A 24403-nucleotide genomic window follows, 5' to 3' on the forward strand; every position below is an offset into this window, starting at 1 on the left:
ACGCCCGGTCCATGCCCTCACCCAAACCCTCTCCCGCGGGCGGGAGAGGGCTTATGGTCGCGCGCGCCCTCACGCCGCCCCCGCCACGCTCAGCGCCGCCGCCAGATCGAGCCGGCCATCATACAGCGCGCGCCCGCAAATCACGCCCTCGATCCCGTCGCGGGCGTGCAGCGCGAGCATGTGAATGTCGGCGATGCCTTTCACCCCGCCGCTCGCGATCACCGGAATTCGCACCGCGCGCGCCAGATCGACCGTCGCCTCCAGGTTCACCCCCCTCAGCAGTCCGTCGCGACCGACATCGGTGAACAGCAACGCCGCCACCCCCGCATCCTCGAACCGGCGGGCGAGATCGACGACGCCGACGCTCGACACATCGGCCCAGCCGCGCGTCGCGACCATCCCGTCCTTCGCGTCCACCGCGACGACGATGCCGCCGGGAAAGTCGCGCGCGGCGCCGCGCACCAGTTCGGGGTCTTCCAGCGCGGCGGTGCCGATCACCACGCGCGAGACGCCCGCGTCGAACCAGCGCTCGATCGCGGCGCGGTTCCGAATGCCGCCGCCCAGCTGGACATGGCCGGGAAAGGCGGCGACGATCGCCCGCACCGCGTCGCCATTCACCGAGCCGCCGGCGAAGGCGCCGTCGAGATCGACGACATGGAGATGCCCGGCGCCGGCCTCGGCGAAGGCTTGGGCCTGGGCGGCGGGATCGTCGGCATAGACCGTCGCGCGCGCCATGTCGCCCTCGGCGAGGCGGACGACCTGGCCGCCCTTCAGGTCGATCGCGGGGAAGATGATGAGGGACATCACAACCTCCCCAAGCTTGCTTGGGGAGGGGGACCGCCGGCGAAGCCGGTGGGGGAGGGGCTTTCCTGGTTGGCAGGGGGCGCGACCCCTCCACCATCTGCTTCGCAGCTGGTCCCCCTCCCCAGCTGCGCTAGGGAGGATCGCGTCACGGCCGCCATGCGAGGAACCTTTCGAGCAGCGCCAGCCCGTAACGCTGGCTCTTTTCGGGGTGGAACTGCACCCCCAGCAGATTGTCGCGTCCGATCGCGGCGACCACCGGCCCGCCATGCGCGCTCGTCGCGAGCACGTCGCCGCCCGTGAAGGCGTAGCTGTGGAGGAAATAGGCCTCGCCCGGCTCGATCAGCGGGTGGGCGCCAGCGGGAACAACATCGTTCCAGCCCATATGCGGCACCTTCGCCGCCGGATCGGCGGGAGCCATCAACGCGACATCGCCCGCGATCCAGCCGAGCCCCGGATGCTCGCCGAATTCCAGGCCGCGCGTCGCCATCAGTTGCATCCCCACGCAAATCCCGAGGAACGGGGCGCCGCCGCCGATCACCCGGCCGTTCAGCGCCTCGATCATCCCCGGCACCGCGCGCAAGGCGCTCGCGCAGGCGCCGAACGCGCCGACGCCCGGCAGCACGACCCGTTCGGCGCGCGCGACTTCCTCTGCATCGGCCGTGACGCGCACGTCACCGGCCCCCGCCGCCTTCAGCGCGTTGTGGACCGAGTGGAGGTTGCCCGCGCCATAATCGATCAGTGCGACCGCGCCGCTCACAGCACGCCTTTGGTCGAGGGCACGGCGCCGCCCTTGCGCGGATCGATCTCGATCGCCTGGCGCAGCGCGCGGGCGAGGCCCTTATAGGCACTTTCGATGATGTGGTGGTTGTTCTCGCCGTAGAGCGTCTCGACATGGAGCGTGATGCCGGCGGTTTGCGCGAAGCTGTGGAACCAGTGCTTGAACAGCTCGGTATCCATCTCGCCCAGGCGCGGCTGGCTGAATTCGGTCTTCCAGACGAGATAGGGGCGCCCCGAAATGTCGAGCGCGACGCGGGTCAACACCTCGTCCATCGGCGAGAGCGCGTCGCCATAACGGCGGATGCCGGCCTTGTCGCCGAGCGCCTGGGCGAGCGCGCCGCCGAGCGCGAGCGCCGAATCCTCGGTTGTATGGTGCTGATCGATGTGCAGGTCGCCCTGCACCGTCAGGGTGATGTCGATCAGCGCGTGGCGCGATAACTGCTCGATCATGTGATCGAGAAAGCCGATCCCGGTCGCGATCTGGTAACGGCCAGTGCCGTCGAGGTTGAGCTCGACCTCGATCCGGGTCTCGGCGGTGTTGCGGGTGAGGTGGGCGGTACGCATCGCGCGCTCTCCATAACGTGTACGCCGCGACGCGCAATCTTGACCCGGCGCCGCCACGCGCTAACCCTGCCAGCATGAGCGAGCATCTGCCCGACAGCCTGATTCCCTATGACGAGATCGTGCAGGAAGCCCTGCGCGCGGTGGTCGGCCGGGTTCTCGGCTCGGTCGTGGCGGCGAACGGCACGCTGCCGGGCGAGCATCATTTCTATATCACCTTCAAGACCCAGGCTCCCGGGGTCGACATTCCGCAACGGCTGATCGAGCGTTTCCCGGATGAAATGACGATCGTGCTGCAGAACCGTTTCTGGGATTTGCGGGTGGACGAGGGGCGCTTTTCGGTCGGGCTCAGCTTCAACCAGGTGCCGGCGAAGCTCAACATTCCTTATTCGGCGATCACCGGCTTCCACGATCCCGCGGTAAATTTCGAGCTGCGCTTCCAGGCCCAGGAAGGCCCCGACGAACCCGAACCCCACGACGCCGCCGAAAACGACCAGCCCCCGCGCGAGGGATCAAACGTCGTGTCGGTCGACTTCAAGCGGAAGAAATAGGGAGCAAGGCGCGCGCCGCGCGCCGGTTGTGTCGGCAATGCGAACCACCAGCCGGCGCGGGATTTACGCCCGCGACGGGGCCAGGAGACCAAGCCGATGATCGAAACCCGCACCGAAACCGATTCGTTCGGCCCCATCGACGTTCCCGCCACCGCCTATTGGGGCGCGCAGACGCAGCGCTCGATCGAGAATTTCCCCTTCGGCGCCACCGAGCGGATGCCGATCGGCATCGTCCACGCGCTCGCGATCGTGAAGCAGGCGGCCGCGCGGGTGAACCGGGCGCATGGCCTGTCGGGCGAACTCGCCGACGCGATCGAGGCGGCGGCACGGGAGGTGGCGGCGGGCAAGCTGGACGATCATTTCCCGCTCGTCATCTGGCAGACGGGCAGCGGCACCCAGACCAACATGAACGTGAACGAGGTGATCGCGGGGCGCGCCAACGAACTGCTCACCGGCACGCGCGGCGGCAAGAGCCCGGTCCACCCGAACGATCATGTGAACAAGAGCCAGTCGTCGAACGACAGTTTCCCGACCGCGCTGCATATCGCCTGCGCGCTGGCCGTGGAGCGAAAGCTGAAACTTGCCTCTGCCCGACTGATCTACGAGCTGACGGAGAAGTCCACCCAGTGGAAGGACATCGTCAAGATTGGCCGCACTCATCTGCAGGACGCGACGCCACTCACGCTCGGGCAAGAGTTCAGCGGCTACGTGACGCAAGTCGCGAACGCGCATGGCCGCATAGCCGAGGCCGCCGGGGAAATGCTTGCTTTGGCGCAGGGTGGCACGGCCGTCGGCACAGGGCTCAACGCACCGCCCGGCTTCGATTGCGCGATCGCAGCGGAGATCGCCGCGATCACTGGCTTGAGCTTCGCCGCGGCCAGCAACAAGTTCGAGGCGCTCGCGTCGAACGATCCGCTCGTTCACCTCTCGGGCACGCTCAACACGCTCGCCGTGTCGCTCACCAAGATCGCCAACGACATCCGCCTGCTCGGCTCCGGCCCGCGCTCGGGGATTGGCGAGCTGCATCTGCCGGAAAATGAGCCCGGCAGCTCGATCATGCCCGGCAAGGTGAACCCCACCCAGTGCGAGATGCTGACGATGGTCGCCGCGCAGGTGATCGGCAATCATCAGGCGGTGATGATCGGCGGCCTGCAGGGGCATCTGGAACTCAACGTGTTCAAGCCGATGATTGGCGCGGCGGTGCTACGCTCGGTCGATCTGCTGAGCGTCGGGATGGCAAGCTTCGCCGAGCGCTGCGTCGAAGGCATCGAGCCCGATCGGCGGCGGATCGCCGAGCTGGTCGATCGCTCGCTGATGCTGGTCACCGCGCTTGCGCCCGAGATCGGCTATGACAATGCCGCGAAGATCGCCAAGCACGCCCATGCCGAAGGGCTGACGCTGCGCGAGGCGGGGCTGGCGCTGGGGCTGGTCGACGCCGCGACCTTCGATCGCCTCGTCCGGCCGGAGATGATGGTCTAGGCGTGATTTCGGAAATGCGCCGAAGGCACCTTGCGCGGTGCCCGCCGCCGCGCGCCGACCGCGTCGCCCCGGTTGCGCCATCGAAACGGATCGCGCAAAAGGGCGCGAGTCCCGCCTAGCCCCCGAGGTATCGCATGAAGCTGATCGTTTGCGCCGCGTTGTTTTCGCTTTCCGCCGCGCCCGCCCTGGCCCAGCAAGCGCCCGCGCCGGCGCCCGCCCCTGCCAGCGGCGACGCGGCGGCGCCCGCGACCGCCGGCGCTCTGACGCTTGACACCCCGATCGAAACGCTGGTCGCCAACCCCAAGGCCAAGGCGGCGCTCGATCAGGTGCTGCAGACCGACATCACCGCCAACCCTTTCTACGACCAGATCAAGGCAATGAGCTTCAACCAGGTCCAGCCGCTCTCCAATGGGCAGCTGAGCGACGAACTGCTGAAGAAGATCGGCGAGGCGCTCGCCGCGATCAAATAAGCGGCGCGGCGTTTCGTCCGGCATCGCCTGGGGGAATGAACGACCGGACGGGCCGCGCTTGCCCGACGGCGCGTCCTTGCCTCCCCCCGTCGCCCGGCCTACCTCGCCGCTGATGACCAGCCCCGCCGGCCCCGATCGCTTCAACGAGGAACGCGCGACCTATGCCGTGCGCGGCGCCGACGCGCCCGATCTGGAGGCGGGGGTGGCGGCGATCCGCAACGTGCTGCAAACGCTGCCCGCGCGGCCGGGTGTCTATCGGATGCACGATGCGCGCGGCGACGTGCTGTATGTGGGGAAAGCGCGCGCGCTGAAGAACCGCGTGACCAACTACACCCAGGTCGATCGTCTGCCGAAGCGGCTCCAGCGGATGGTCGCGCTGACGCGATCGATGACGATCGTCACCACCAATAACGAGGCCGAGGCGCTGCTGCTCGAAGCGCAGCTGATCAAGCGCTACCGCCCGGCGTACAACGTGCTGCTGCGCGACGACAAAAGCTTCCCGTTCATCCTGCTGCGCGCCGATCACGACTTTCCGCGCATCCAGAAGCATCGCGGCGCGCGCAAGATCAAAGGCAATTATTACGGCCCCTTCGCGAGTGCGGGCGCGGTCAACACCACGCTCAACGCGCTGCAGAAGCTGTTCCTGCTGCGCAGCTGCTCGGACGGGTTCTTCAGCCGCCGCGACCGGCCCTGCCTGCTCTACCAGATCAAGCGCTGCTCGGCGCCGTGCGTCGGGCGGATCGACGAAGCCGCCTATGCCGAGCTGGTGAGCGACGCGAAGGACTTCCTCGCTGGCAAATCGACCCAGGTGCAGGCCAAGCTCGGCGCGCAGATGCAGGCGGCGGCGGAGGCGATGGACTTCGAACTCGCCGCGATCCTGCGCGATCGGCTGCGCGCGCTCACTTTCATCCAGGGCAGCCAGGCGATCAACGCCGACGGGGTGGGCGACGCCGACATTTTCGCGCTCGCCTGCAAGGACGGGGTGATCGGCATCCAGGCCTTCTTCATCCGTGGCGGGCAGAATTGGGGGCATCGCAGCTTCTTCCCCACCCACACCGCCGAAGTGCCCGAGGAGGAAGTGCTGATGAGCTTCCTCACCCAATTCTATGAGGAAGTGCCGCCCGCGCGCCAGGTGATGGTCGATCGCGACCTGGGCGAGGGCGCGTTGCTCGAGGAGATGCTGAGCAGCCAGGCGGGGCGCAAGGTGGAGCTGAGCGTCCCCCAGCGCGGCGCGCGGCGGCGGCTGCTCGACCAGGCCAAGCGCAACGCCGAGGAAGCGCTGGAGCGGCGGCTGGCCGAATCGACCACCCAGGCCAAGCTGCTGCGCGAAGTGGCCGAGCTGTTCGACCTCGCCGAGCCGCCCCAGCGCATCGAAATCTACGACAACAGCCATATCCAGGGCACGGGCGCGCTCGGCGCGATGGTCGTCGCCGGGCCGGAGGGGTTCCGCAAGGGCCAGTACCGCAAGTTCAACATGAAGCGCGCCGAGACGATCGCGGGCGATGATTACGGCATGATGCGCGAGATGTTCCAGCGCCGCTTCGCCCGCGCGCAGGATGAAGACCCCGATCGCGGTGACTGGCCCGATCTGGTGCTGATCGATGGCGGGCGCGGCCAGCTCAACGCGGTGCGCGCGGCGCTGGAGGAGATTGGCGTCGAGGATGTCTGCCTGGTCGGCGTCGCCAAGGGGCCGCATCATGGCCGCGAGGGGCGCGAGGTGTTCCACCTGATGGACGGGCGCGAGTTCCAGCTGCCGGTCAACGCGCCGGTGCTTTTCTATCTCCAGCGGCTGCGCGACGAGGCGCACCGCTTCGCGATCGGCGCGCACCGCGAGAAGCGCGCCAAGGCGATGGGCGCGAGCCCGCTCGACGAGGTGCCCGGCATCGGCCCGGCGCGGAAGAAGGCGCTGCTGATGCACTTCGGCACCGCCCGCGCGGTGCGTGGCGCCAGCCTGGAAGACCTACGCAAGGCGCCGGGGGTGAGCGCGGCGGTGGCGCAAACGGTGTACGACTTCTACCACAGCCGCTAGCGGCGGCTGGTCAGCGTCCGGTCCAGTTCCCCGGGCGCTTGTCGACGAAGGCGGCCATTCCTTCCTTCTGGTCCTCGGTGCCGAACAGGCCGTGGAACAGCCGGCGCTCGAACAGGATGCCTTGGGCAAGTTGCGTCTCGAACGCGGCGTTGACCATTTCCTTGTTCGCGATCGCGGCGAGCGGGGGCATGGCGGCGATCGTCTCGGCGGTTTTCAGCGCTTCCGCCAGCAAATCGCCCGCCGGAACCACGCGCGCGACGAGGCCCGAACGTTCGGCCTCCTCGGCGTCCATCATCCGCCCCGTCAGGCACATTTCCATCGCCTTGGCCTTGCCGATCGCGCGCGTCAGCCGCTGCGAGCCGCCCATGCCGGGCGAGACGCCGAGCTTGATCTCGGGCTGGCCGAATTTGGCCGTATCGGCGGCGATGATGAAATCGGCCATCATCGCCACTTCGCACCCGCCGCCCAGCGCATAGCCGGCGACGGCGGCAAGCCAGGGCTTGCGCGTCGCGGTCACTTTCTCCCAGCCGGCGAAGAAATTGCTGCCATACATGTCGGCAAAGCCCTGTGCCTGCATCTCCTTGATGTCCGCGCCCGCCGCAAAGGCTTTCTCCGAGCCGGTGAGCACCAGGCAGCGCTGGGCCGGATCGGCATCATAAGCGGCGAAGGCGGCGATCAGCTCGGCGAGCACCTGGCTGTTGAGCGCGTTCAGCGCCTTGGGCCGGTTGAGCGTGACAAGCGTCACCGCGCCCCTGGGTTCGACGAGGATGGTTTCGAACGACATTTGCTGCTCTCCGTGGCGGGCGGGCGCCCGGTCCTGATGCGCCAAGCCTTTGCGCGACTGTGGATGCCGGAACAAGTCCGGCATGACGGCTCAGGCAAAGAAACCCTTCGGGTTTGATCCCAACCTATCGTCGCCCCGGACTTGATCCGGGGCTAGGCTTCTTCCTCTGCCGCCGCAAAGGCAGCCAAGCCCCGGCTCGGGGGCCGGGGCGACGGTGTGGGGCAGGAATCGTTTTACGCCGGCGTCCACGCCTCCCCCTCGGGCAGCGGCGCGAAGATTGCGTCGAGCATCGCCCCGGTCACGCCCCCGGGGCTGGCCGGGTTCCATTTGGGCGCGTTATCCTTGTCGATAATCACCGCGCGCACGCCTTCCTGAAAATCGGGGAGCACCACGACGCGCGCAGCAATGGCGAATTCCTGGCGCATCTCGGCGGCGAAATCGGGCATCGTCGCTCCCTCTTTCAACTGCCGTAGCGCGACTTTCATCGCCTGCGGCGATTTGGTCGCGAGCGTCGCGCGCTGTTGCGCCGCCCAGTCGCCGCCATCGGTATCGAGCGCGGCGAGTACGTCTTCCAAGTGATCGGACGCGAAAAGCCGATCGATCGCTTCCAAATGGTCGAAAAGCGTGCCGCGCGGTAGCAGCGTGTTTTTGTCACTGAGCGTCGTTTCGATGTCGCGAGGGTAACGGATCAACAGCTCTTTGACGATATCGAGTTCGTCGGCCGCGATGGCGTGTGTTGCCAGCCCGAGGTTGAGACAATCATGCCCGTTAAGCCGCGCGCCGGTCAGCGCCAGATACTGCCCCGTCCGCCCCGGCAGCCGCGCCAGATACCAGCCGCCGCCGACATCGGGAAACAGGCCGATGCCGCTTTCGGGCATGGCGAAGCGGGTATTCTCGGTCGCGACGCGGAAGCGCGCCGGCTGGCTGATGCCCACGCCGCCGCCCATGGTGATCCCGTCCATGAACGCGACGATGGGCTTCGCGTAAGTGAAAAGCTTGTGGTTGAGCTGGTACTCGGTGCGGAAGAAGCCGCGCGCCTCATCGCCCCCTTGCGCGCCCGAGGCGGCGAGCATCCGAATGTCGCCGCCCGCGCAAAAGCCGCGTCCTTCAGCGTGATCGATCATCACCGCCTCGATCGCGGGATCGGCTTCCCAGCGCTGCAGCGCTTCGAGCATCGCCGCGCACATCGCCGTGTTGAGCGCGTGCAGCGCCTGCGGGCGGTTGAGGCGGAGGCGGGCGACCTTGCCTTCGGTGGTGATGATGACGTCGTTGGTCATCGGCGCTCCTTTGAATTTTTTCTCGCACAAAGACACGAAGACACAAAGGAAGAAGCCGTAGACGGCGACCTATTTCAATTTCAGATAAAGCCGCTGCGCGGCTTTCTAATTTTCTTTGTGTCTTCGTGTCTTTGTGTGCGGATAAACTACTGCCGTGTGAGCTCGCGGCCCACGATCATCCGCATGATCTGGTTGGTCCCCTCCAGGATCGAATGCACCCGCAGGTCGCGCCAGAAGCGTTCGATCGGGTAATCCTGCAGATAGCCATAGCCGCCATGCAATTGCAGCGCGCGATCGACCACGCTCGATCCGGTATCGGTCGCGAGCCGCTTGGCCATCGCGGCAAAGCGCGTCTTGTCCGGGCTGTTCGCCGTCACCTTGGCCGCCGCCAGATAGAGCAGCGCCCGCGCCGCCTCCAGCTCGGTCGCCATGTCGGCGAGCATGAACTGGGTGTTCTGGAAATCGCTCACCGCCTGGCCGAACGCTTTCCGGTCGCGGGTATAGCCAATCGCCTCGTCAAGGCAGCGCTGCGCCCCGCCCAGCGAGCAGGCGCCGATATTCAGCCGCCCGCCATCAAGGCCCATCATCGCGATGCGGAAGCCCTCGCCCTCGCCGCCGATCCGGTTCTCGACCGGCACGCGCACCTCTTCCAAAATCACCTGCCGCGTCGGCTGTGAATGCCAGCCGAGCTTCTTCTCGTTCGCGCCGAACGACACGCCGGGCGTGTCGCGCTCGATGGCGAGGCACGAAATGCCGCGCGGGCCTTCTTCGCCGGTGCGGACCATCACCAGATACAGTTCATTCTCGCCCGCGCCCGAGATGAACTGCTTGGTGCCCGTCACGACATAATGATCGCCATCCCGCACCGCGCGCGTCTTGAGCGCGGCCGCGTCGGAGCCCGAGCCGGGTTCGGTGAGGCAATAGCTCGCGATCCAGTCCATCCCGACGAGCTGGGGCAGATATTTGGCCTTCACCGCCTCCGAACCGAAGCGGTCGATCATCCACGCGGCCATGTTGTGGATGCTGATGAACGCGCTGGTCGAGGGGCAGCCATAGGCCATCGCCTCCATGATCAGCGCCGCCTCCAGCCGGCCGAGCGCGATCCCGCCCGATTCCTCGGACACATAGATCGCGCCGAAGCCCAATTCGGCGGCCGCCTTGATCGTCTCGCGGGGGAAAATGTGCTTCTCGTCCCACTCGCCCGCGAACGGGGTGATGCGATCGGCGGTGAAGCGGCGCGCGAGCTCCTGGATCTCGCGCTGATCGTCGGTCAGGTCGAACTGGCTCATGGCTTGGCCGCGTAGTCCGTCGCGCCGAGGAAGTGAAGCGAGACATAGGGTTCGTCGCCGACCACCCAACTGTCATGCCCGGGCGGCACGTAGAAGATGTCGCCGGCGCGCATCTCGATCACGCGGCCATCGTCCATCGCGGCGGTCGCGCAGCCCGAGACGACCATGCCGACATGTTCGACATGGCACGAGGCCGCGCCGCTCGCCGCGCCGACATCGACCGACCAGCGCCAGCCCGGCTGATAGGTAGCGCGGCCAATCGTCATCCCGCCCAGGGTCACCAGCTCGAAGCGCCCTTTGCTGAACACGCGCACCTCATCGGGGGCATCGAACCGTTTGAGGATCACGTTCATGTCCATGGCGCCTCTCCTTGTCGCCACGCTGTTAGCGTGCGGGCCACGCCGTTGCCAGCGCTCGACGCGGGCGTGTGTGGTCGTCATAATGCACCCGCATGAATCGCCTGCTCCTGATCGATACCGCGCTGCGTCTGTTCGCGATCGGACAATTGCTGCTGATCGCGCTGGTGATCGGGCGCGGCGCCGCCCCCCGCCCGATCCGTGCGGCGACGGTCGCGCTGCTGTTGGGGGTGAGCAGCTATCTGACGCTCGCGACGCCGATTTTCCTGCGGCTGCGCGGGCCGTTCTGGGCGGTGGTGCAGCTCGCCGCGCAAGCGACGCCGCTGATCCTGTGGCTGTTCGCGCATCTGCTGTTCGAGCGGCGGGTCGATGCCCGGGTGCTGATCGGGGGCGCGGTGGTGACGCTCGTCACCTGGGCAAGCTTCGGGCTGGTCGATGCGCCGGATGCCCGCTTCTGGACCGCGCTGGTCCAGCGCGGCGTCTCGCTCTTGCTGGTGCTCCACGCGCTGACGATCGCGGTGCGCGAACGCGGCGATGATCTGATCGAGAAGCGCCGCCGGCTGCGCGTGGGGTTCGTGATCGTCGTCGGGCTCGGCGCGCTGATGGTGCTGGTGGTCGAGATGATCTTCGGTTTCCGCCACCGCGACGTGCTGGCGACGCTGCCGCAGACTTTGGTGATCTTCGTGGCGGTGCTCGCGACGGCCGGCGCGCTGCTGCAAAGCGACCCAGAATTGCTGTTCGATCCCGCCGCCCCGCCGCCGCCCCCCGAGCCCGCGCTCAGCCCCGCCGAATCGGTACTGAAGGCCAAGCTCGACGCGGCGATGGCGGCGGGGGTGTATCGCGAGGCGGGCCTCAGCATCGGCGCGCTCGCCGAGCGGCTGGGAGCGCCCGAGCACCGGCTGCGCGCGCTCATCAACCAGCGGCTCGGCTATCGCAACTTCTCCGCTTTCCTGAATGAGGCGCGAATCGCCGAGGCCAAGGGCTGGCTCGCCGATCCCGAGCGGGTGGCGCTGCCCGTTCTCACCATCGCGATGGACCTGGGTTATGGTAGCCTCGCCCCGTTCAACCGCGCCTTTCGCGAGGCGACGGGACAGGCGCCGAGCGACTTCCGCCGCGCCGCCTTCGCTGAAAAAAGCTGATCGATTTCGAAAATGCGCGCGCTTTTGCGCCGCCGCGCGGACGACCCAGGCCCGATATGGGTAGTGCCATCGCAGACATGGCCCAACGGTCGTCACCCCGGGCTTGACCCCGGGTTCCGCTTATCCTTCGGTCGCAAGGCAGCGGGACCCCGGCGCGAGGCTGGGGCGACGGCGGTAAAGGACGGAGATTCGCTTGCCTGACTGGTTGCTCCTGATCCCCCAACGCCTGCTGCACAGCGTCGAGATCGAATTCACCCGCTATCTGGTGGGCGCCGCCGGGGTCGCGCTGCTCTATTGGCTGGTGCGGGGCGTCATCGAGCATCGCCGCATTCAGGCGCGACGCGCGACCCGCGAAGACCGACTGCGCGAATTCCGCCAGTCGGTGGAGACGATTTGCGTGTTCGCGGTCGTCAATCTGCTCACTTTCGCGCTGATCCGCGCCGGGCTGATCCCGATCAACCGCGGCGCGCCCGATCTGCCGATCCTCGTCGCGCAGATCGTGGTGATGGTGGTGCTGCACGATGCGTGGTTCTATTGGATGCACCGCACGCTGCACCACCGGATGCTATTCCGCGCGACCCATGCCGCGCATCACCGCAGCCGCACGCCGACGAGCTGGGCCGCGTACAGCTTCGCCCCCGGCGAGGCGGTGGCGGAGAGCATCTATATCCCGATCATGTTTCTCGCGATCAGCTGGGTGGCGCCGATCCAGCCCTGGTCGGTGTTCATCTTCCTCGGCCACCAGATCGCGCGCAACGCGATCGGCCATTCGGGGTTCGAGCTCGCCTGGCCGGGCTTCACCCGCTCGCGCTGGACCGGCTGGCTGACGACGACCACCCATCACGACCTCCACCACACCGAGGGCCGCTATAATTTCGGCCTCTATTTCACCTGGTGGGACCGGCTGATGGGCACCGAGCACCCGCGCTACCATGAAAAGTTCGAGGGCGTGGTCCGCCGCCAGCGCGACGCGGCGGTGGTGGCGGCGTAGGGGCGCAGGCTCGACTTCGACCGGCCCGGGCGGCACAAGAGCGGCCATGCTCCCCGCGCCGCTCGCCGCCTTCACCCAGACCGTCGGGCCGCTGCTCGATCTGCTGGGGCTGGGGGTGTTCGCCGCTTCGGGTGCCTTGCGCGCCGCCGAGCGCGGGCAGACCATCGTTACTTTGTGCTTCTTCGCGCTGATCACCGGGGTGGGCGGCGGCACGCTGCGCGATCTGCTGATCGGCGCGCCGGTCTTCTGGGTGCAGGATTCGCGCGCCGCCGCGGTGTGCCTCGCGGTCGCCTTCGTGATCTATCTGACGCCGGTGCGCTGGTGGTCGGCGACGGCGCTGGTCTGGTTCGATGCGCTGGGGCTTGCGGCTTACGCGGTTTACGGCGCGCAGAAGGCGCTGTCGTTCGGGGTGCCCGCCGTGCCCTCGGTGGTGATGGGAGTGATCACCGCGAGCGTCGGCGGCATCATCCGCGACGTGCTGGCGGGCGAACCCTCGATCCTGATGCGGCCCGAGCTGTACGTCACCGCCGCCGCGCTCGCCGCTGGCTTGCACGTGCTGCTGCTGGCGCTGGGGCTGCCGATCGCGGTGGCGGCGGGGACGGCGGCGCTCGCGGGCTTTGGCCTGCGCGCGGCGGCGATCCATTGGCGGCTGGCGCTGCCGGCTTATGGGGCGCGCGGTTGATGTGGGTGATCGTGTCGGGCTGTTCGGGCGCCGGCAAATCGACTCTGCTCGAGGCGCTGGCGGCGCGCGGCGAGACTGTGGTGCGCGAGCCGGGTCGCCGCCTGATCGCCGCGCACCGAGCGAGTGAAGGGCGCGAAGGCGCGCTGCCTTGGGTCGATCTGCCTAAGTTCCTGCAAGCCGCGATCGTGATGGCGCAAGCCGATCTCGCCGCCGCGCCCACCGATCGCCGCGTGTTCTTCGATCGCGGGCTGATCGACGCGGCGTGCGGCTGGGACGCGCTGACCGGCGCCGATACCGCGCCCGCGCTCGCCGACGCATACCCCTTCCACCGTCGGCTGTTCCTTGCCCCGCCCTGGCCCGAAATCTACCGCACCGACGCGGATCGCCCGCACGATCTCGCCGCCGCGACCGCCGAATATGAGCGGTTGCGCGCCTGCTACACCCGGTTGGGGTTCGAGATCGTCCTGCTGCCCAAGCGGCCGGTCGCGGAGCGCGTCGCCTTCGTGCTGGCGACGCTGGCCGGACGAGAGGTTCAATAGGGCGGCGCCACCTTGGCGCGCTGCGCCTTCGCCGCGTCCACCCACCACATCAGATCGTCGGCGAAGCGCGGGAAGCTCGCCTCCAGCGCGGCGCCGCCATCGCCCTGCGGCACGCCGTCCTCGCTCAGCGCCTGCCCGATCATGCCCACCGCGAGCGTGCTGGAGATCACCACCATCCCCATTTCGGAAAGCACCGGATGCAGCGCGATCATCCCGCGCACGCCCGCATAGCGCCCGCCGGAATAGCTGGCGATCGCGGCGGGGCGCCAGAACCATTCCTCCAGATAATGGTCGGTCAGGTTCTTCAGCCCCGGCGGGATGCCCCAATTATACTCGCCGGTCACGAACACGAAGCCGTCCGCCGCGCGGATCTTGGCGGCGAGCGCGGCCATCGCCTCGGGCGCCTCGCCGGGGGCATATTCCTTGTGCATCCGGTCGAGGATCGGCAGCCCGACCGCCTTGGCGTCGATCAGTTCGGCGGTGTCGCCGCGCGCGCGCAGCCCGTGGACGATATAGTCGGCGAGGCGGATGCCCTGGCGATCGCGCCGGTAGGAGCCGTAGAAGACCAGGATCGAACGCGGCATCTTTTGCTCCTTTGGCGTATCAGGCGCGGACGACCCCCACCTCACTGAACGGCTTGGGTTCCACGGGCGGCACCACGGAGGCATTCAGCGTGCATTGCCAAAAGCCGATGTCGAGCCACTGGCCCTGCTTATAGCCGATTTCGCGGTACATGCCGGTGCGGCGGAAGCCGACCGATTCGTGCAGCTGGATCGCGCCCTCATTGGGCAGCGAGAGCACCGCGATCGCCTGGGTGAAGCCTTGCGCGCGCAAGGTGTCGATCAGCGCCTCGTACAGCAGCCGCCCGGCGCCGCCGCGCTGCAGCGGGCCGGCGGTATAGATCGAGGTTTCGACGACATAGCGATAGGCCGGCCGGTCGCGCCACTGGCCGGCATAGGCATAGCCGAGCACGCCGCCGCCCTCATCCTCGCCGGTGGTCGCGACCAGCCAGGGATAATAGCCGCGCCAGGCGTGCATCCGCCGGCACATGCTGTCGGCGGTCGGCGCCTCGGTTTCGAACGACACCGTGCCGCCGAGCACGAACGGGGCGTAGATCGCGGCGATGGCGGCGGCGTCGGCCTCGGTCGCCGGGCGGATGACGATCATCGCGCGAGCTTGGCGAAGAGCAGGGTGATCAGCTTCCGGTCCTCCGCATCCAGCCGCGCGGGGGCGAGCCCCGCGCATTCCAGGCAGCGCGCCTGCACCGCCGCCCCCGTCGCCAGCCGGCGGGCATCGCCCACCGCGCGCGCGAACACCGCCCGGCGCTGCGCCGCGATCTGGGCATAGGCGTCGCCGCTCGCATTCGCCTCATCTTCATCATTCTTGCGCGCGAAACTATTGAAGAATTCGGCCCACCAATCGGGCTTCTTCTCCAGATATTCGGCATGGACGTTGGCCGGATCGAGCTTCGCCCGCCGCGCGGCTTCCGCGATCGCGTCGTCGATCCCGCCGAAGCGATCGACCAGGCCGATCTGGCGCGCGGTGCCGCCGTCCCACACCCGCCCTTGCGCGATCTCGTCGACCTGCTGCACCGACTTGCGGCGCGCCTGGGCGACACGCTCGAGGAACTGGCGATAGCCATGCTCGATGCCCGCCTGGAACAGCTGGTCGACTTCGGGCGAGAAGCCGCCGGCGATGTCGGGCTGGCCGGAGAGCGGGGTGGTCTTCACCCCGTCGGTCGCGATGCCCAGCTTGGCGAGGCTGTTCTCGAAGCTCGGCACCACGCCGAAAATGCCGATCGAGCCGGTGATCGTGCTCGGCTCGGCGAAGATGGTGTCGCCGGCGGTCGACACCCAATAGCCGCCCGAGGCCGCGACCCCGCCCATCGAGACTACCACCGGCAGCCCCTTGGCCTTGGCGCGTAGGATCGCCTGGCGGATCACTTCGGAGGCGAGCGCCGAGCCGCCGGGCGAATCGACCCGCACCACCAGCGCTTTCAGCTTCTTGGTCTCGATCCCGTCGTTCAGCAGCCGGGCGATGGTGTCGCCGCCGGCGGTGCCGGCATCGGCCTTGCCGTCGATAATGTCTCCCGCGACCGTCAGCACCCCGATCGCGTCGCCGCCGGTCGGCAGCGGGTGGGCGGCGAGAAAATCCTTGTAGCGGATGCGCTTGAACACGCCCTTGCCGGCGGGCGCCGCCCCGGCGATCTCGGCGACGCGCGCGTTGAACGCCATCCGGTCGCCAAGCTTGTCGATCAGCCCCGCCGCCTTGTTGGCCTGGGCGATGTCGCCGCCCGCCGCGAGCACGCGCTGGGTGGCCTGATCGAGGAACGCCGCCGCCTGCGCCTTGGGCCGCGCCTGGCCGACCTGCTGGCGCCAGTCATTGCCAATCGCGGTGTAGAGCGCGACGCTGTTCTCACGCGCCTCGGGCGACTGGTCGCTGCGGGTGAAGGGTTCGATGAACGACTTGAACTTGCCGACGCGGTAGACGTGGACGTTCACCCCCAGCTTGTCGAGCAGTCCCTTATAGTAAAGCTGCGATCCGCCGGGGCCGGTGAACAGCGCGCCGCCCATCGGGTGCATCCAGATTTCGCTGGCGTGCGACGCGATCCGGTAGCTCGCATCGCTATAGGCGGTGGCATAGGCGAGCACGGGCTTGCCGCTCTTGCGCACGCTTTCCACCGCCGCGCCGACTTCGTTCAGCGCCGCCGGCAGGCCGCCGCCGAACGAATCGAAATCGAGCACCAGCGCCTTCACATGGGCGTCGTCCTTGGCGGCGCGGATCGCGCGCACCACGTCGCGCAGGCGCAGCTCGGCGGGCTCGCCGCCGCCGCCGAAATCGAATTGCGGCCCCGCCGGCTGTTCGACGATCGGCCCGTCGAGCGCGATCACCAGCGCGCCGTCCTTGATCGCCGCCGGATTGGGCCGGAAGGCGAGCGCGGTGAACAGCCCGCCGAAGAACAACAGCATCGCGATCAGCACCAAGGCGTCCTTGATGCCGACCAGCAGCTTCCACGCGCCACGCAACAGCTTCACGGCAGGCTCCCCGTATGACTGGCCGAGCGCTAGACCAGCCGCGCCCGCGAGGCAAGCGGCCGTATTAGTTAACCAATACGCAGCTCAATCGAGCGCGAAGATTTCGGCGTGCGGAATGGAGAGCTCGAGCGCGGCGATCGACACGTCGGCACCTTCGGGCAGCCAGGCATCGCGCCACGCCTCCGGGCCGGTGCGCTCGACCAGGCGGCAGCGCTGGCGTTCGGGATCAACGAAGATGATGGCCTTGATTCCGGAGCATCCGCGATATTCCGCGAGCTTGTCATGTTGATCGAGCGTCGCGGTGGACGGCGAAAGTACTTCGAACAGCACGATGGGATCGCCGAGCAAGCGCGCTTTTGGATCGATGGGGCTGGACGGGCAATAAACGCTTACATCGGGAAAGCGCACGGAGTGCTCTTGGGTTTGCAGCGCGAGATCGGAACCGACCGCGCGGCATCCGCGTCCCCGAAGCCTGGGGGTGAGCGCAAAGATCAGATTGGCGGCGATGAGCGCATGTTGTGCGGAACCGCCGGCCATCATCAACGGTACGCCATCGACCAGCTCGACCTTTGCGTCGCCGAAATCGGCGTCAAGGAACTCGCGGACAGTCATGCGCCGATACGCCGGGCTCAGGGGAATCGCTGTCGCCATCCGCGCAGAATAGCATGACTGGCGGCCCACGATAGGCCGCAGCCTGGCGACGCGGCAAAACTCTCCGTTCGTCTCACGGCCTGCCGCCAATCGCCGCCTACCACCTTGACGCGCGATGAACGTAACGCCATATCGCCCGCGTTAGCACTCGCCCAAAGTGAGTGCTAAGAGCTCATCAACCCTGAACCCATAGAGGATGGAGCGCATGAACTTTCGTCCGTTGCACGATCGCGTGCTCGTTCGCCGCGTCGAGGCCGAGGAAAAGACCGCCGGCGGTATCATCATTCCCGATACCGCCAAGGAAAAGCCGCAGGAAGGCGAAGTCGTCGCCGCCGGCAATGGCGCCAAGGCCGAAGACGGCACTATCACCCCGCTCGACGTGAAGGCGGGCGACCGCATTCTGTTCGGCAAGTGGTCGGGCACCGAAGTCAAGATCAACGGGGAAGACCTGCTGATCATGAAGGAATCGGACATTCTCGGGATCGTCGGCTAACCGCCACGCCTCCGTTTTTTCGTATCAACCAGCTACTGAAAGGGCAGTCACATGGCAGCCAAGGACGTAAAATTCTCGCGCGACGCTCGTGAGCGCATCCTGCGCGGCGTCGACATTCTCGCCGATGCGGTGAAGGTCACCCTGGGGCCGAAGGGCCGCAACGTGGTGATCGACAAGTCGTTCGGCGCCCCGCGCATCACCAAGGACGGCGTCACCGTCGCCAAGGAAATCGAACTGAAGGACAAGTTCGAGAATATGGGCGCGCAGATGGTCCGCGAGGTCGCCTCGAAGACCAACGACGCCGCCGGCGACGGCACCACCACCGCCACCGTGCTCGCCCAGGCGATCGTGCGCGAGGGCATGAAGTCGGTCGCGGCCGGCATGAACCCGATGGACCTGAAGCGCGGCATCGATCTCGCCGTCGCCAAGGTGGTCGACGACGTGAAGGCTCGCTCGAAGGCGGTCGCCGGCTCGAACGAGATCGCCCAGGTCGGCATCATCTCGGCCAATGGCGACCGTGAAGTCGGCGAGAAGATCGCCGAGGCGATGGAAAAGGTCGGCAAGGAAGGCGTCATCACCGTCGAGGAGGCCAAGGGCCTCGAATTCGAACTCGATGTCGTCGAAGGCATGCAGTTCGATCGCGGCTATCTGTCGCCCTATTTCATCACCAACCCGGAAAAGATGCAGGTCGAACTCAACGATCCGTACATCCTGATCCACGAGAAGAAGCTGTCGAACCTGCAGTCGATGCTGCCGATCCTCGAAGCGGTGGTGCAGTCGGGCCGTCCGCTGCTGATCATCGCCGAGGACATCGAAGGTGAGGCGCTCGCGACGCTCGTCGTCAACAAGCTGCGCGGCGGCCTGAAGGTCGCGGCGGTCAAGGCGCCGGGCTTCGGCGATCGCCGCAAGGCGATGCTGGAAGACATCGCCGTCCTGACCAAGGGCGAGATGATCAGCGAAGACCTGGGCATCAAGCTCGAGAGCGTGACGCTCGGGATGCTCGGCCAGGCCAAGCGCGTGACGATCGACAAGGACAACACCACGATCGTCGATGGTGCCGGCGATGCCGACGCGATCAAGGCGCGCACCGAGCAGATCCGCCAGCAGATCGACATCACCACCAGCGACTATGACCGCGAGAAGCTCCAGGAGCGTCTGGCGAAGCTCGCCGGCGGCGTGGCGGTGATCAAGGTCGGCGGCGCGACCGAAGTCGAGGTGAAGGAGCGCAAGGACCGCGTTGATGACGCGCTGCACGCGACCCGCGCCGCGGTCGAAGAGGGCATCGTCCCCGGCGGCGGCACCGCGCTGCTCTATGCGACCAAGGCGCTCGACGGCCTGACCGGCGCGAACGAGGACCAGACCCGCGGCATCGACATCGTCCGCCGCGCGCTGACCGCGCTCGTCCGCCAGATCGCGGCGAACGCCGGCCATGACGGCGCGGTCGTCTCGGGCAAGCTGCTCGACCAGACCGACACCTCGTTCGGCTTTAACGCCGCGACCGACCAGTATGAGAATCTGGTCGTCGCCGGCGTGATCGATCCGACCAAGGTGGTGCGCACCGCGCTGCAGAACGCGGCTTCGGTCGCCGGCCTGCTGATCACCACCGAAGCGACGATCGCCGAACTGCCCGAAGACAAGCCGGCCGCGCCGGCGATGCCGGGCGGCATGGGCGGGATGGACTTCTAAGTCCCTCGCGACGGCTGATTAAGGAAGAGGCCGGGGGCGTTGGCTCCCGGCCTTTTTCGTTCGGGGAAAGCGGCGCTCAAATATCCTGGACGAGCCGCCCGTAAAGCTCGGGCCGCCGATCACGGAAGAAGCCGAAGGCGGCGCGGTGGCGCTTCACCCGCGCCAGATCGAGCGTCGCGGTGATCACGCCTTCCTCCTCGCGCCCCAGTTCGGCGAGGATGTCGCCGCGCTCATCGGCGATGAAGCTGGTGCCGTAGAAAATCTGGCCATGCTCGTCGCCGATGCGGTTGGCGGCGACCACCGGCACGACGTTCGACACCGCGTGGCCGACCATCGCCCTCCGCCACAGCCGCGCGGTATCGAGACTGTCATCATGCGGCTCGCTGCCGATTGCCGTCGGGTAGAACAGCACTTCCGCGCCCATCAGCATCATCGCGCGCGCGGTCTCTGGATACCATTGATCCCAGCACACCCCCACGCCCAAGGTCGCGCCCGGGCCGGGCCACACTTTGAAGCCGGTATTGCCGGGGCGGAAATAGAATTTCTCCTCATAGCCCGGGCCATCGGGGATGTGGCTCTTGCGATAGACGCCCTGCACCGCGCCATCGGGGCCGATCATCGCGAGCGAGTTGTAATGATGCGGCCCGTCCGCCTCGAAGAAGCTCGTCGGGATATGGACGCCGAGCTCGGCGGCGAGCGCCTGCATCGCGAGCACGCTCGGATGCTCGCCCACGGGGCGCGCGGTGGCGAACAGGCCTTCATCCTCCACCCGGCAGAAATATTCGCCCTCGAAGAGTTCGGGCGGCAGGATCACCTGCGCCCCGCGGGCCGCGGCTTCGCGCACGGCTTCGGAGACCTTGGCGATATTGGCGGCGGTGTCGGCGCTGAAGGCGAGCTGCAGCGCGGCGACTGTGATCTGGGTCATGGCCGGGACTCCGGAAAAGGGGCGGGCGCGATGTAGGGCGGTTGGAGGTGGATGGAAACCAGTGTTGCGCGGGGCTTCCACCCACCCCAACCCAGTTTCGGGTAAGCAGTCCCCCGGACTGCTTAGGTCATGCCGGGGGCATGACCGACCCGAAACTCTTCCTGGGAGGGGCTATCAGCTGCGAAAACCCCCTCCCTCCTAGGGAGGGGTTGGGGTGGGTGGAAGCCGGGCGCCGCTACCCCTTCGCCACCGAACTCACATGCCCCGCGAACTCCTCGAAATCGCGCGCCTCGCGGAAGTCCTTATAGACGCTCGCGAACCGGATATACGCGACCGAATCGAGCCCCTTCAGCCCCTCCATCACCATCTCGCCGATGCGCTTCGCCGGCACTTCGCTGTCCCCCAGCGTCTCCAGCTGCCGCTGGATGCCCGAGACCAGCTTCTCGATTCGCACCGCGTCGATCGGGCGCTTGCGGCAGGCGATCGAGACCGAGCGCATCAGCTTGTCGCGGTCGAACGGCTCGCGCCGCACGTCACTCCCCGCGCCGCCGCTCTTCACCACCACCAGCTCGCGCAGCTGGATGCGCTCGAAGGTGGTGAAGCGCGCCGCGCACCCCTCGCACTGGCGGCGCCGGCGGATCGCGGCGCCGTCCTCGGTCGAGCGGCTGTCCTTTACCTGGCTGTCTTCATGGCCGCAGAACGGGCAGCGCATTCACATCCCCGGATAAACGGGGAAGCGCGCGGTGAGCGCCGCCACTGCATCGCGGACATGCTGCTCGACCTGCCCATCGCCCGCCTCGCCATTGCGGGCGAGCCCCTCGACCACCTGCGCGATCAGCTGGCCGACCTGGCGGAACTCAGCGGGGCCGAAGCCGCGCGTCGTGCCCGCCGGGGTGCCGAGGCGGATGCCGGAGGTGACGAAGGGCGAGCGCGTGTCGAACGGCACGCTGTTCTTGTTGCAGGTGAGCCAGGCGCGATCGAGCGCCTTCTCGGCCGCCTTGCCGGTCACGTCCTTGGCCGAGAGATCGACCAGGACGAGGTGATTGTCGGTGCCGCCCGAAACCACGCCGAGCCCGGCTTCGACCAGGCTCGCCGCCAGCGCGCGGGCGTTTTCGACGATGCGGTGGGCGTAGAGCTTGAATTCGGGGCGCAGCGCCTCGCGGAAGGCGACCGCCTTCGCCGCGACGATGTGCATCAGCGGCCCGCCCTGCAGCCCGGGGAAGATCGCCGAATTGAACTTCTTCGCCAGATCCTCGTCATTGGTCAGGATGATGCCCGAACGCGGCCCGCGCAGCGACTTGTGCGTGGTCGAGGTGACGACATGCGCGTGCGGGAAGGGCGAGGGATGCGCGCCCCCCGCGACCAGCCCCGAAAAGTGCGACATATCGACCATCAGATAGGCGCCCACCGCGTCCGCGATCGCGCGGAAGGCGGCGAAATCCCAGTGGCGCGAATAGGCGGTGCCGCCGGCGATGATCAGCTTGGGGCGGTGTTCGTGCGCCAGCCGCTCCACCTCGGCCATGTCGATCAGATGGTCCTCGCGCCGCACGCCATAGGGAATCGGCTTGAACCATTTGCCGCTCATGTTGACCGGCGAACCATGGGTGAGGTGCCCGCCCGAATTGAGATCGAGCCCCATGAAGGCGTCGCCCGGATTGAGCAGCGCCAGGAACACCGCCTGGTTCATCTGGCTGCCCGAATTGGGCTGCACATTCGCGAAGTTGCAGCCGAACAATTGCTTGGCGCGCTCGATCGCCAGCGTCTCGACGACATCGGCATAGTCGCAGCCGCCATAATAGCGCTTGCCGGGATAGCCTTCGGCATATTTGTTGGTGAACACCGAACCGGCGGCCTCCAGCACCGCGCGGCTGGCGATGTTCTCGCTCGCGATCAGCTCGATCTTGTCGCGCTGGCGGGCGAGTTCGTTGCTGACCGCCTGGGCGATCTCGGGGTCGGCCTCGGCGAGGCTGTCGTGCCAGAAGCCGTGCATCGGATCGTGGCTGTCGTTCATGGCGGTCGCGGTCATGCCAGGGTCTCCTGCGGCGCGCCGAGCTTGTCGACGCGGTGTTGGTGGCGGCCGCCTTCGAACTCGGCCGAGAGGAAAGCGGTGAGGATGGCGCGCGCCATCTCCTCGCCGATCAGGCGCGCGCCGAACGCGACCGCGTTGGCGTCGTTATGCTGGCGGGCGAGCGTGGCGCTCAAGGGATCGTCGACCCGGGCGCAGCGCAAGGCGGGATGGCGGTTGACCGCGATCGAGATGCCGATGCCGCTGCCGCACACCGCGATGCCGCGTTCGGCGCGCCCGCTCGCGACCGCTTCGGCCAGGGCGCGGCCGAAATCGGGGTAGTCGACGCTCGCCGTGCCGTTCGTCCCCAGGTCGAGCACGTCATGCCCGGCGGCCTCCAGCCACGGGACGAGCGCCGCCTTCAGCGGATAACCGGCATGATCGGAGGCGATGGCGAGCTGCATCCACGAGCACCTGTGCGAGGAAGCCGCCCCTTTAACCGAGCCCCGGGCGCGGCGCCACCCCGGCGCGCGCTCGGTCGAAGGCGGGCGCAGAAAATCGCTTGCGCGCGGCGCGATAGCGGTTACCGACAGCGGCCGTGAGCGAGCCCCAAGACGCGAATGCCGCCCGGGCGCGGCTGGTCGAATTGCTCTGGCGCTGTGGCCAGGAGGAGCGCGCGGCTCTGTCGGAACTGTACCGTCTCACCAGCGCAAAACTTTTTGGTATCGTCTTTCGTATCTGTGGCGAGCGCCAAGGGGCCGAGGATGTGTTGCAGGATGTGTATCTGACGATCTGGAAACGCGCCGGCGCCTATGAGTCGCACCGGGCGAGTCCGATCACCTGGCTGGCGACGATCGCCCGCAACCGCGCGATCGACTGGCGCCGCGCGCAGGGCAAGCGCGTGTTCTCGGCGATCGACGAGGCGGCGCCGATCCCCGATGATCGCCCCGGTGCGGAGGCGGGCTTGCTCGCCGACGAGGCCGAGCGCCGGCTGCACCTGTGCCTCGACGCGCTCGAGGAGCGCGCGCGCGACGCGATCCGCACCGCGTTCTTCGACGGGCTGACCTATGCCGAACTCGCCGAGGCGCGCGCGGTGCCATTGGGGACGATGAAAAGCTGGGTCCGCCGCGGGCTGATCCGGCTGAAGGAGTGCGTTGAGCAATGAGCGCGCCCGACGAGCTTCCCGACGATGGTGCCACCCAGGCGGCCGAACTCGCGCTCGGCCTGCTCGAAGGGCCGGAGCGCGCGGCGGCTTTGCGCCGGCTGCTCGCCGAACCGGGCTTCGCCGCCGAGGTCGATGCCTGGCGCGCGCATTTCGCGCTGCTGCTGCCGGCGCTACCCGGCCGGGCAGCGCCCGAGACGGTCCTGGAGCGCGTCGAGGCGGCGCTGGACGGTCGCGGGGCTGCGCCGGCGGGGATTTGGCGGGGCTGGCAGTGGCTGGCAGGGGCCGCGACGCTGGTCGCGGCGACGCTCGCCGGGGTCCTGGTGCTGCGCCCCGCGCCGGCGCCGGTGGTCATCGCCCAGGCCCCCGCGCCGCTGCCGATCCTCGCCGCCGCGATCGTCTCCACCGACGGCGAAGCGCCTGCGGTCGCCGCGGTTTACGAGCCCGGGCGCGACCTGCTCCGCGTCGCCGGCACCGTCCCCACCGATGCCGGCCACAGCCCCGAGCTCTGGGTGATCGCCGCCGACAAGCTGCCGGTGTCGCTCGGCGTGATCGGCGCCGGACCCAATGACGTGACGATCGCGCGGCTGCACAAGCGTCGATTTGTCGCGGGATCACAATTAGTTATCACCGCCGAAGCGCGCGGCGGCTCGCCCGACGGCAAGCCGCACGGCCCGGCGATCGGCGCGGGCGCGCTCGCCAAGATCTAGCGCGAGCG

The 24403-nt window shown here is 67.9% G+C and carries 27 protein-coding genes; 12 read left to right on the forward strand and 15 right to left on the reverse strand.

The genetic code is table 11. The features are described 5' to 3' along the window. Positions 1 to 69 precede the first annotated feature (69 nt). The 3 genes from hisA to hisB form a co-directional block, all read right to left on the reverse strand. The gene (gene hisA / locus K2X73_RS06165) at positions 70 to 804 is read right to left on the reverse strand and encodes a 1-(5-phosphoribosyl)-5-[(5-phosphoribosylamino)methylideneamino]imidazole-4-carboxamide isomerase (protein WP_294109261.1); all 735 of its coding nucleotides are present in this window, start codon (positions 802 to 804) and stop codon (positions 70 to 72) included. 145 nt (positions 805 to 949) lie between these two features. Beyond that, positions 950 to 1561 (reverse strand): imidazole glycerol phosphate synthase subunit HisH, encoded by a 612-nt coding sequence (gene hisH / locus K2X73_RS06170; RefSeq protein WP_294109262.1) that lies wholly within the window; start codon positions 1559 to 1561, stop codon positions 950 to 952. Then, positions 1558 to 2145 carry an imidazoleglycerol-phosphate dehydratase HisB gene (gene hisB, locus K2X73_RS06175; protein WP_294109265.1) on the reverse strand — a complete coding sequence of 196 codons (588 nt, stop codon included), beginning with the start codon at positions 2143 to 2145 and terminating at the stop codon, positions 1558 to 1560. The genes hisH and hisB overlap by 4 nt, the downstream gene beginning before the upstream one ends. Before the next feature lie 74 nt (positions 2146 to 2219). On the opposite strand from hisB, the gene K2X73_RS06180 reads away from it, so the two are divergent. The 4 genes from K2X73_RS06180 (at position 2220) to uvrC (ending at position 6671) form a co-directional block, all read left to right on the forward strand. Next, positions 2220 to 2693 carry a ClpXP protease specificity-enhancing factor SspB gene (locus K2X73_RS06180; RefSeq protein ID WP_294109266.1) on the forward strand — a complete coding sequence of 158 codons (474 nt, stop codon included), beginning with the start codon at positions 2220 to 2222 and terminating at the stop codon, positions 2691 to 2693. A 96-nt stretch (positions 2694 to 2789) separates the two neighbouring features. Beyond that, positions 2790 to 4172, forward strand: coding sequence for a class II fumarate hydratase (gene fumC, locus K2X73_RS06185; protein ID WP_294109267.1), 1383 nt, complete (start codon positions 2790 to 2792; stop codon positions 4170 to 4172). Between the two features lie 134 nt (positions 4173 to 4306). Next, the gene (locus tag K2X73_RS06190) at positions 4307 to 4642 is read left to right on the forward strand and encodes a hypothetical protein (protein WP_294109268.1); all 336 of its coding nucleotides are present in this window, start codon (positions 4307 to 4309) and stop codon (positions 4640 to 4642) included. A 112-nt stretch (positions 4643 to 4754) separates the two neighbouring features. Then, entirely contained in the window at positions 4755 to 6671 is a 1917-nt protein-coding gene (uvrC, locus tag K2X73_RS06195) for an excinuclease ABC subunit UvrC (protein ID WP_294109269.1), read from the forward strand. 10 nt (positions 6672 to 6681) lie between these two features. Here the strand turns inward: uvrC and K2X73_RS06200 are convergent, their stop codons facing one another. From K2X73_RS06200 to K2X73_RS06215, 4 genes are all read right to left on the reverse strand, one after another. Beyond that, positions 6682 to 7455 carry an enoyl-CoA hydratase gene (locus K2X73_RS06200; protein ID WP_294109270.1) on the reverse strand — a complete coding sequence of 258 codons (774 nt, stop codon included), beginning with the start codon at positions 7453 to 7455 and terminating at the stop codon, positions 6682 to 6684. 233 nt (positions 7456 to 7688) lie between these two features. Then, on the reverse strand, positions 7689 to 8732 hold the full coding sequence (locus tag K2X73_RS06205) for an enoyl-CoA hydratase/isomerase family protein (protein WP_294109271.1): 1044 nt from the start codon (positions 8730 to 8732) through the stop codon (positions 7689 to 7691). Positions 8733 to 8878: 146 nt separating this feature from the next. Then, a complete protein-coding gene (locus K2X73_RS06210) occupies positions 8879 to 10021 on the reverse strand; it encodes an acyl-CoA dehydrogenase family protein (protein ID WP_294109272.1) in 1143 nt (380 codons plus the stop codon). Then, on the reverse strand, positions 10018 to 10380 hold the full coding sequence (locus tag K2X73_RS06215; RefSeq protein WP_294109274.1) for a cupin domain-containing protein: 363 nt from the start codon (positions 10378 to 10380) through the stop codon (positions 10018 to 10020). Before K2X73_RS06215 ends, K2X73_RS06210 begins: the two co-directional genes overlap by 4 nt. 92 nt (positions 10381 to 10472) lie before the next feature. Between K2X73_RS06215 and K2X73_RS06220 the strand changes: the two genes are divergently transcribed. From K2X73_RS06220 to K2X73_RS06235, 4 genes are all read left to right on the forward strand, one after another. Beyond that, the gene (locus tag K2X73_RS06220) at positions 10473 to 11516 is read left to right on the forward strand and encodes a helix-turn-helix domain-containing protein (RefSeq protein ID WP_294109275.1); all 1044 of its coding nucleotides are present in this window, start codon (positions 10473 to 10475) and stop codon (positions 11514 to 11516) included. Positions 11517 to 11721: 205 nt separating this feature from the next. Further along, on the forward strand, positions 11722 to 12507 hold the full coding sequence (locus K2X73_RS06225) for a sterol desaturase family protein (RefSeq protein WP_294109276.1): 786 nt from the start codon (positions 11722 to 11724) through the stop codon (positions 12505 to 12507). Positions 12508 to 12553: 46 nt separating this feature from the next. Further along, positions 12554 to 13189: a TRIC cation channel family protein gene (locus K2X73_RS06230; protein ID WP_294109277.1), complete on the forward strand. Its 636-nt coding sequence runs from the start codon at positions 12554 to 12556 to the stop codon at positions 13187 to 13189. Next, positions 13189 to 13728 carry an AAA family ATPase gene (locus K2X73_RS06235; RefSeq protein WP_294109278.1) on the forward strand — a complete coding sequence of 180 codons (540 nt, stop codon included), beginning with the start codon at positions 13189 to 13191 and terminating at the stop codon, positions 13726 to 13728. Before K2X73_RS06230 ends, K2X73_RS06235 begins: the two co-directional genes overlap by 1 nt. On the opposite strand, the gene K2X73_RS06240 is transcribed toward K2X73_RS06235, so the two are convergent. The 4 genes from K2X73_RS06240 to K2X73_RS06255 all read right to left on the reverse strand — a co-directional run bounded on the left by K2X73_RS06240 (position 13722) and on the right by K2X73_RS06255 (position 17414). Continuing rightward, positions 13722 to 14312, reverse strand: a complete 591-nt coding sequence (locus K2X73_RS06240; protein WP_294109279.1) for an NADPH-dependent FMN reductase — start codon at positions 14310 to 14312, stop codon at positions 13722 to 13724. The two genes, K2X73_RS06235 and K2X73_RS06240, sit on opposite strands and share 7 nt — an antisense overlap. Positions 14313 to 14331: 19 nt before the next feature. After that, positions 14332 to 14895 (reverse strand): GNAT family N-acetyltransferase, encoded by a 564-nt coding sequence (locus K2X73_RS06245; protein ID WP_294109280.1) that lies wholly within the window; start codon positions 14893 to 14895, stop codon positions 14332 to 14334. Then, positions 14892 to 16763 carry a signal peptide peptidase SppA gene (gene sppA, locus K2X73_RS06250; RefSeq protein WP_294109281.1) on the reverse strand — a complete coding sequence of 624 codons (1872 nt, stop codon included), beginning with the start codon at positions 16761 to 16763 and terminating at the stop codon, positions 14892 to 14894. The genes K2X73_RS06245 and sppA overlap by 4 nt, the downstream gene beginning before the upstream one ends. A gap of 84 nt (positions 16764 to 16847) precedes the next feature. Further along, positions 16848 to 17414: a Uma2 family endonuclease gene (locus K2X73_RS06255; RefSeq protein WP_294109283.1), complete on the reverse strand. Its 567-nt coding sequence runs from the start codon at positions 17412 to 17414 to the stop codon at positions 16848 to 16850. Between the two features lie 205 nt (positions 17415 to 17619). On the opposite strand from K2X73_RS06255, the gene groES reads away from it, so the two are divergent. Both groES and groL read left to right on the forward strand, forming a co-directional pair. Continuing rightward, entirely contained in the window at positions 17620 to 17907 is a 288-nt protein-coding gene (gene groES, locus K2X73_RS06260; protein ID WP_294109284.1) for a co-chaperone GroES, read from the forward strand. Positions 17908 to 17958: 51 nt separating this feature from the next. Further along, positions 17959 to 19593, forward strand: coding sequence for a chaperonin GroEL (gene groL / locus K2X73_RS06265; protein ID WP_294109285.1), 1635 nt, complete (start codon positions 17959 to 17961; stop codon positions 19591 to 19593). 76 nt (positions 19594 to 19669) lie between these two features. On the opposite strand, the gene aguB is transcribed toward groL, so the two are convergent. The 4 genes from aguB to rpiB form a co-directional block, all read right to left on the reverse strand. After that, positions 19670 to 20518 carry an N-carbamoylputrescine amidase gene (aguB, locus tag K2X73_RS06270; RefSeq protein WP_294109286.1) on the reverse strand — a complete coding sequence of 283 codons (849 nt, stop codon included), beginning with the start codon at positions 20516 to 20518 and terminating at the stop codon, positions 19670 to 19672. 235 nt (positions 20519 to 20753) lie between these two features. Then, a complete protein-coding gene (gene nrdR, locus K2X73_RS06275; RefSeq protein ID WP_294109287.1) occupies positions 20754 to 21230 on the reverse strand; it encodes a transcriptional regulator NrdR in 477 nt (158 codons plus the stop codon). Then, positions 21231 to 22544, reverse strand: a complete 1314-nt coding sequence (glyA, locus tag K2X73_RS06280) for a serine hydroxymethyltransferase (RefSeq protein ID WP_294109288.1) — start codon at positions 22542 to 22544, stop codon at positions 21231 to 21233. It abuts the gene before it with no gap. Continuing rightward, on the reverse strand, positions 22541 to 22987 hold the full coding sequence (rpiB, locus tag K2X73_RS06285; RefSeq protein ID WP_294109289.1) for a ribose 5-phosphate isomerase B: 447 nt from the start codon (positions 22985 to 22987) through the stop codon (positions 22541 to 22543). Before rpiB ends, glyA begins: the two co-directional genes overlap by 4 nt. Positions 22988 to 23121: 134 nt before the next feature. Here rpiB and K2X73_RS06290 point away from each other — a divergent pair, with 134 nt between their 5' ends. Both K2X73_RS06290 and K2X73_RS06295 read left to right on the forward strand, forming a co-directional pair. Next, a complete protein-coding gene (locus K2X73_RS06290; RefSeq protein WP_294109291.1) occupies positions 23122 to 23688 on the forward strand; it encodes a sigma-70 family RNA polymerase sigma factor in 567 nt (188 codons plus the stop codon). Then, positions 23685 to 24395, forward strand: coding sequence for an anti-sigma factor (locus K2X73_RS06295; RefSeq protein WP_294109292.1), 711 nt, complete (start codon positions 23685 to 23687; stop codon positions 24393 to 24395). Before K2X73_RS06290 ends, K2X73_RS06295 begins: the two co-directional genes overlap by 4 nt. Positions 24396 to 24403: the final 8 nt, after the last annotated feature.

The organism is Sphingomonas sp. (genome assembly GCF_019746665.1).
Classification (GTDB): Bacteria; Pseudomonadota; Alphaproteobacteria; order Sphingomonadales; family Sphingomonadaceae; genus Sphingomonas.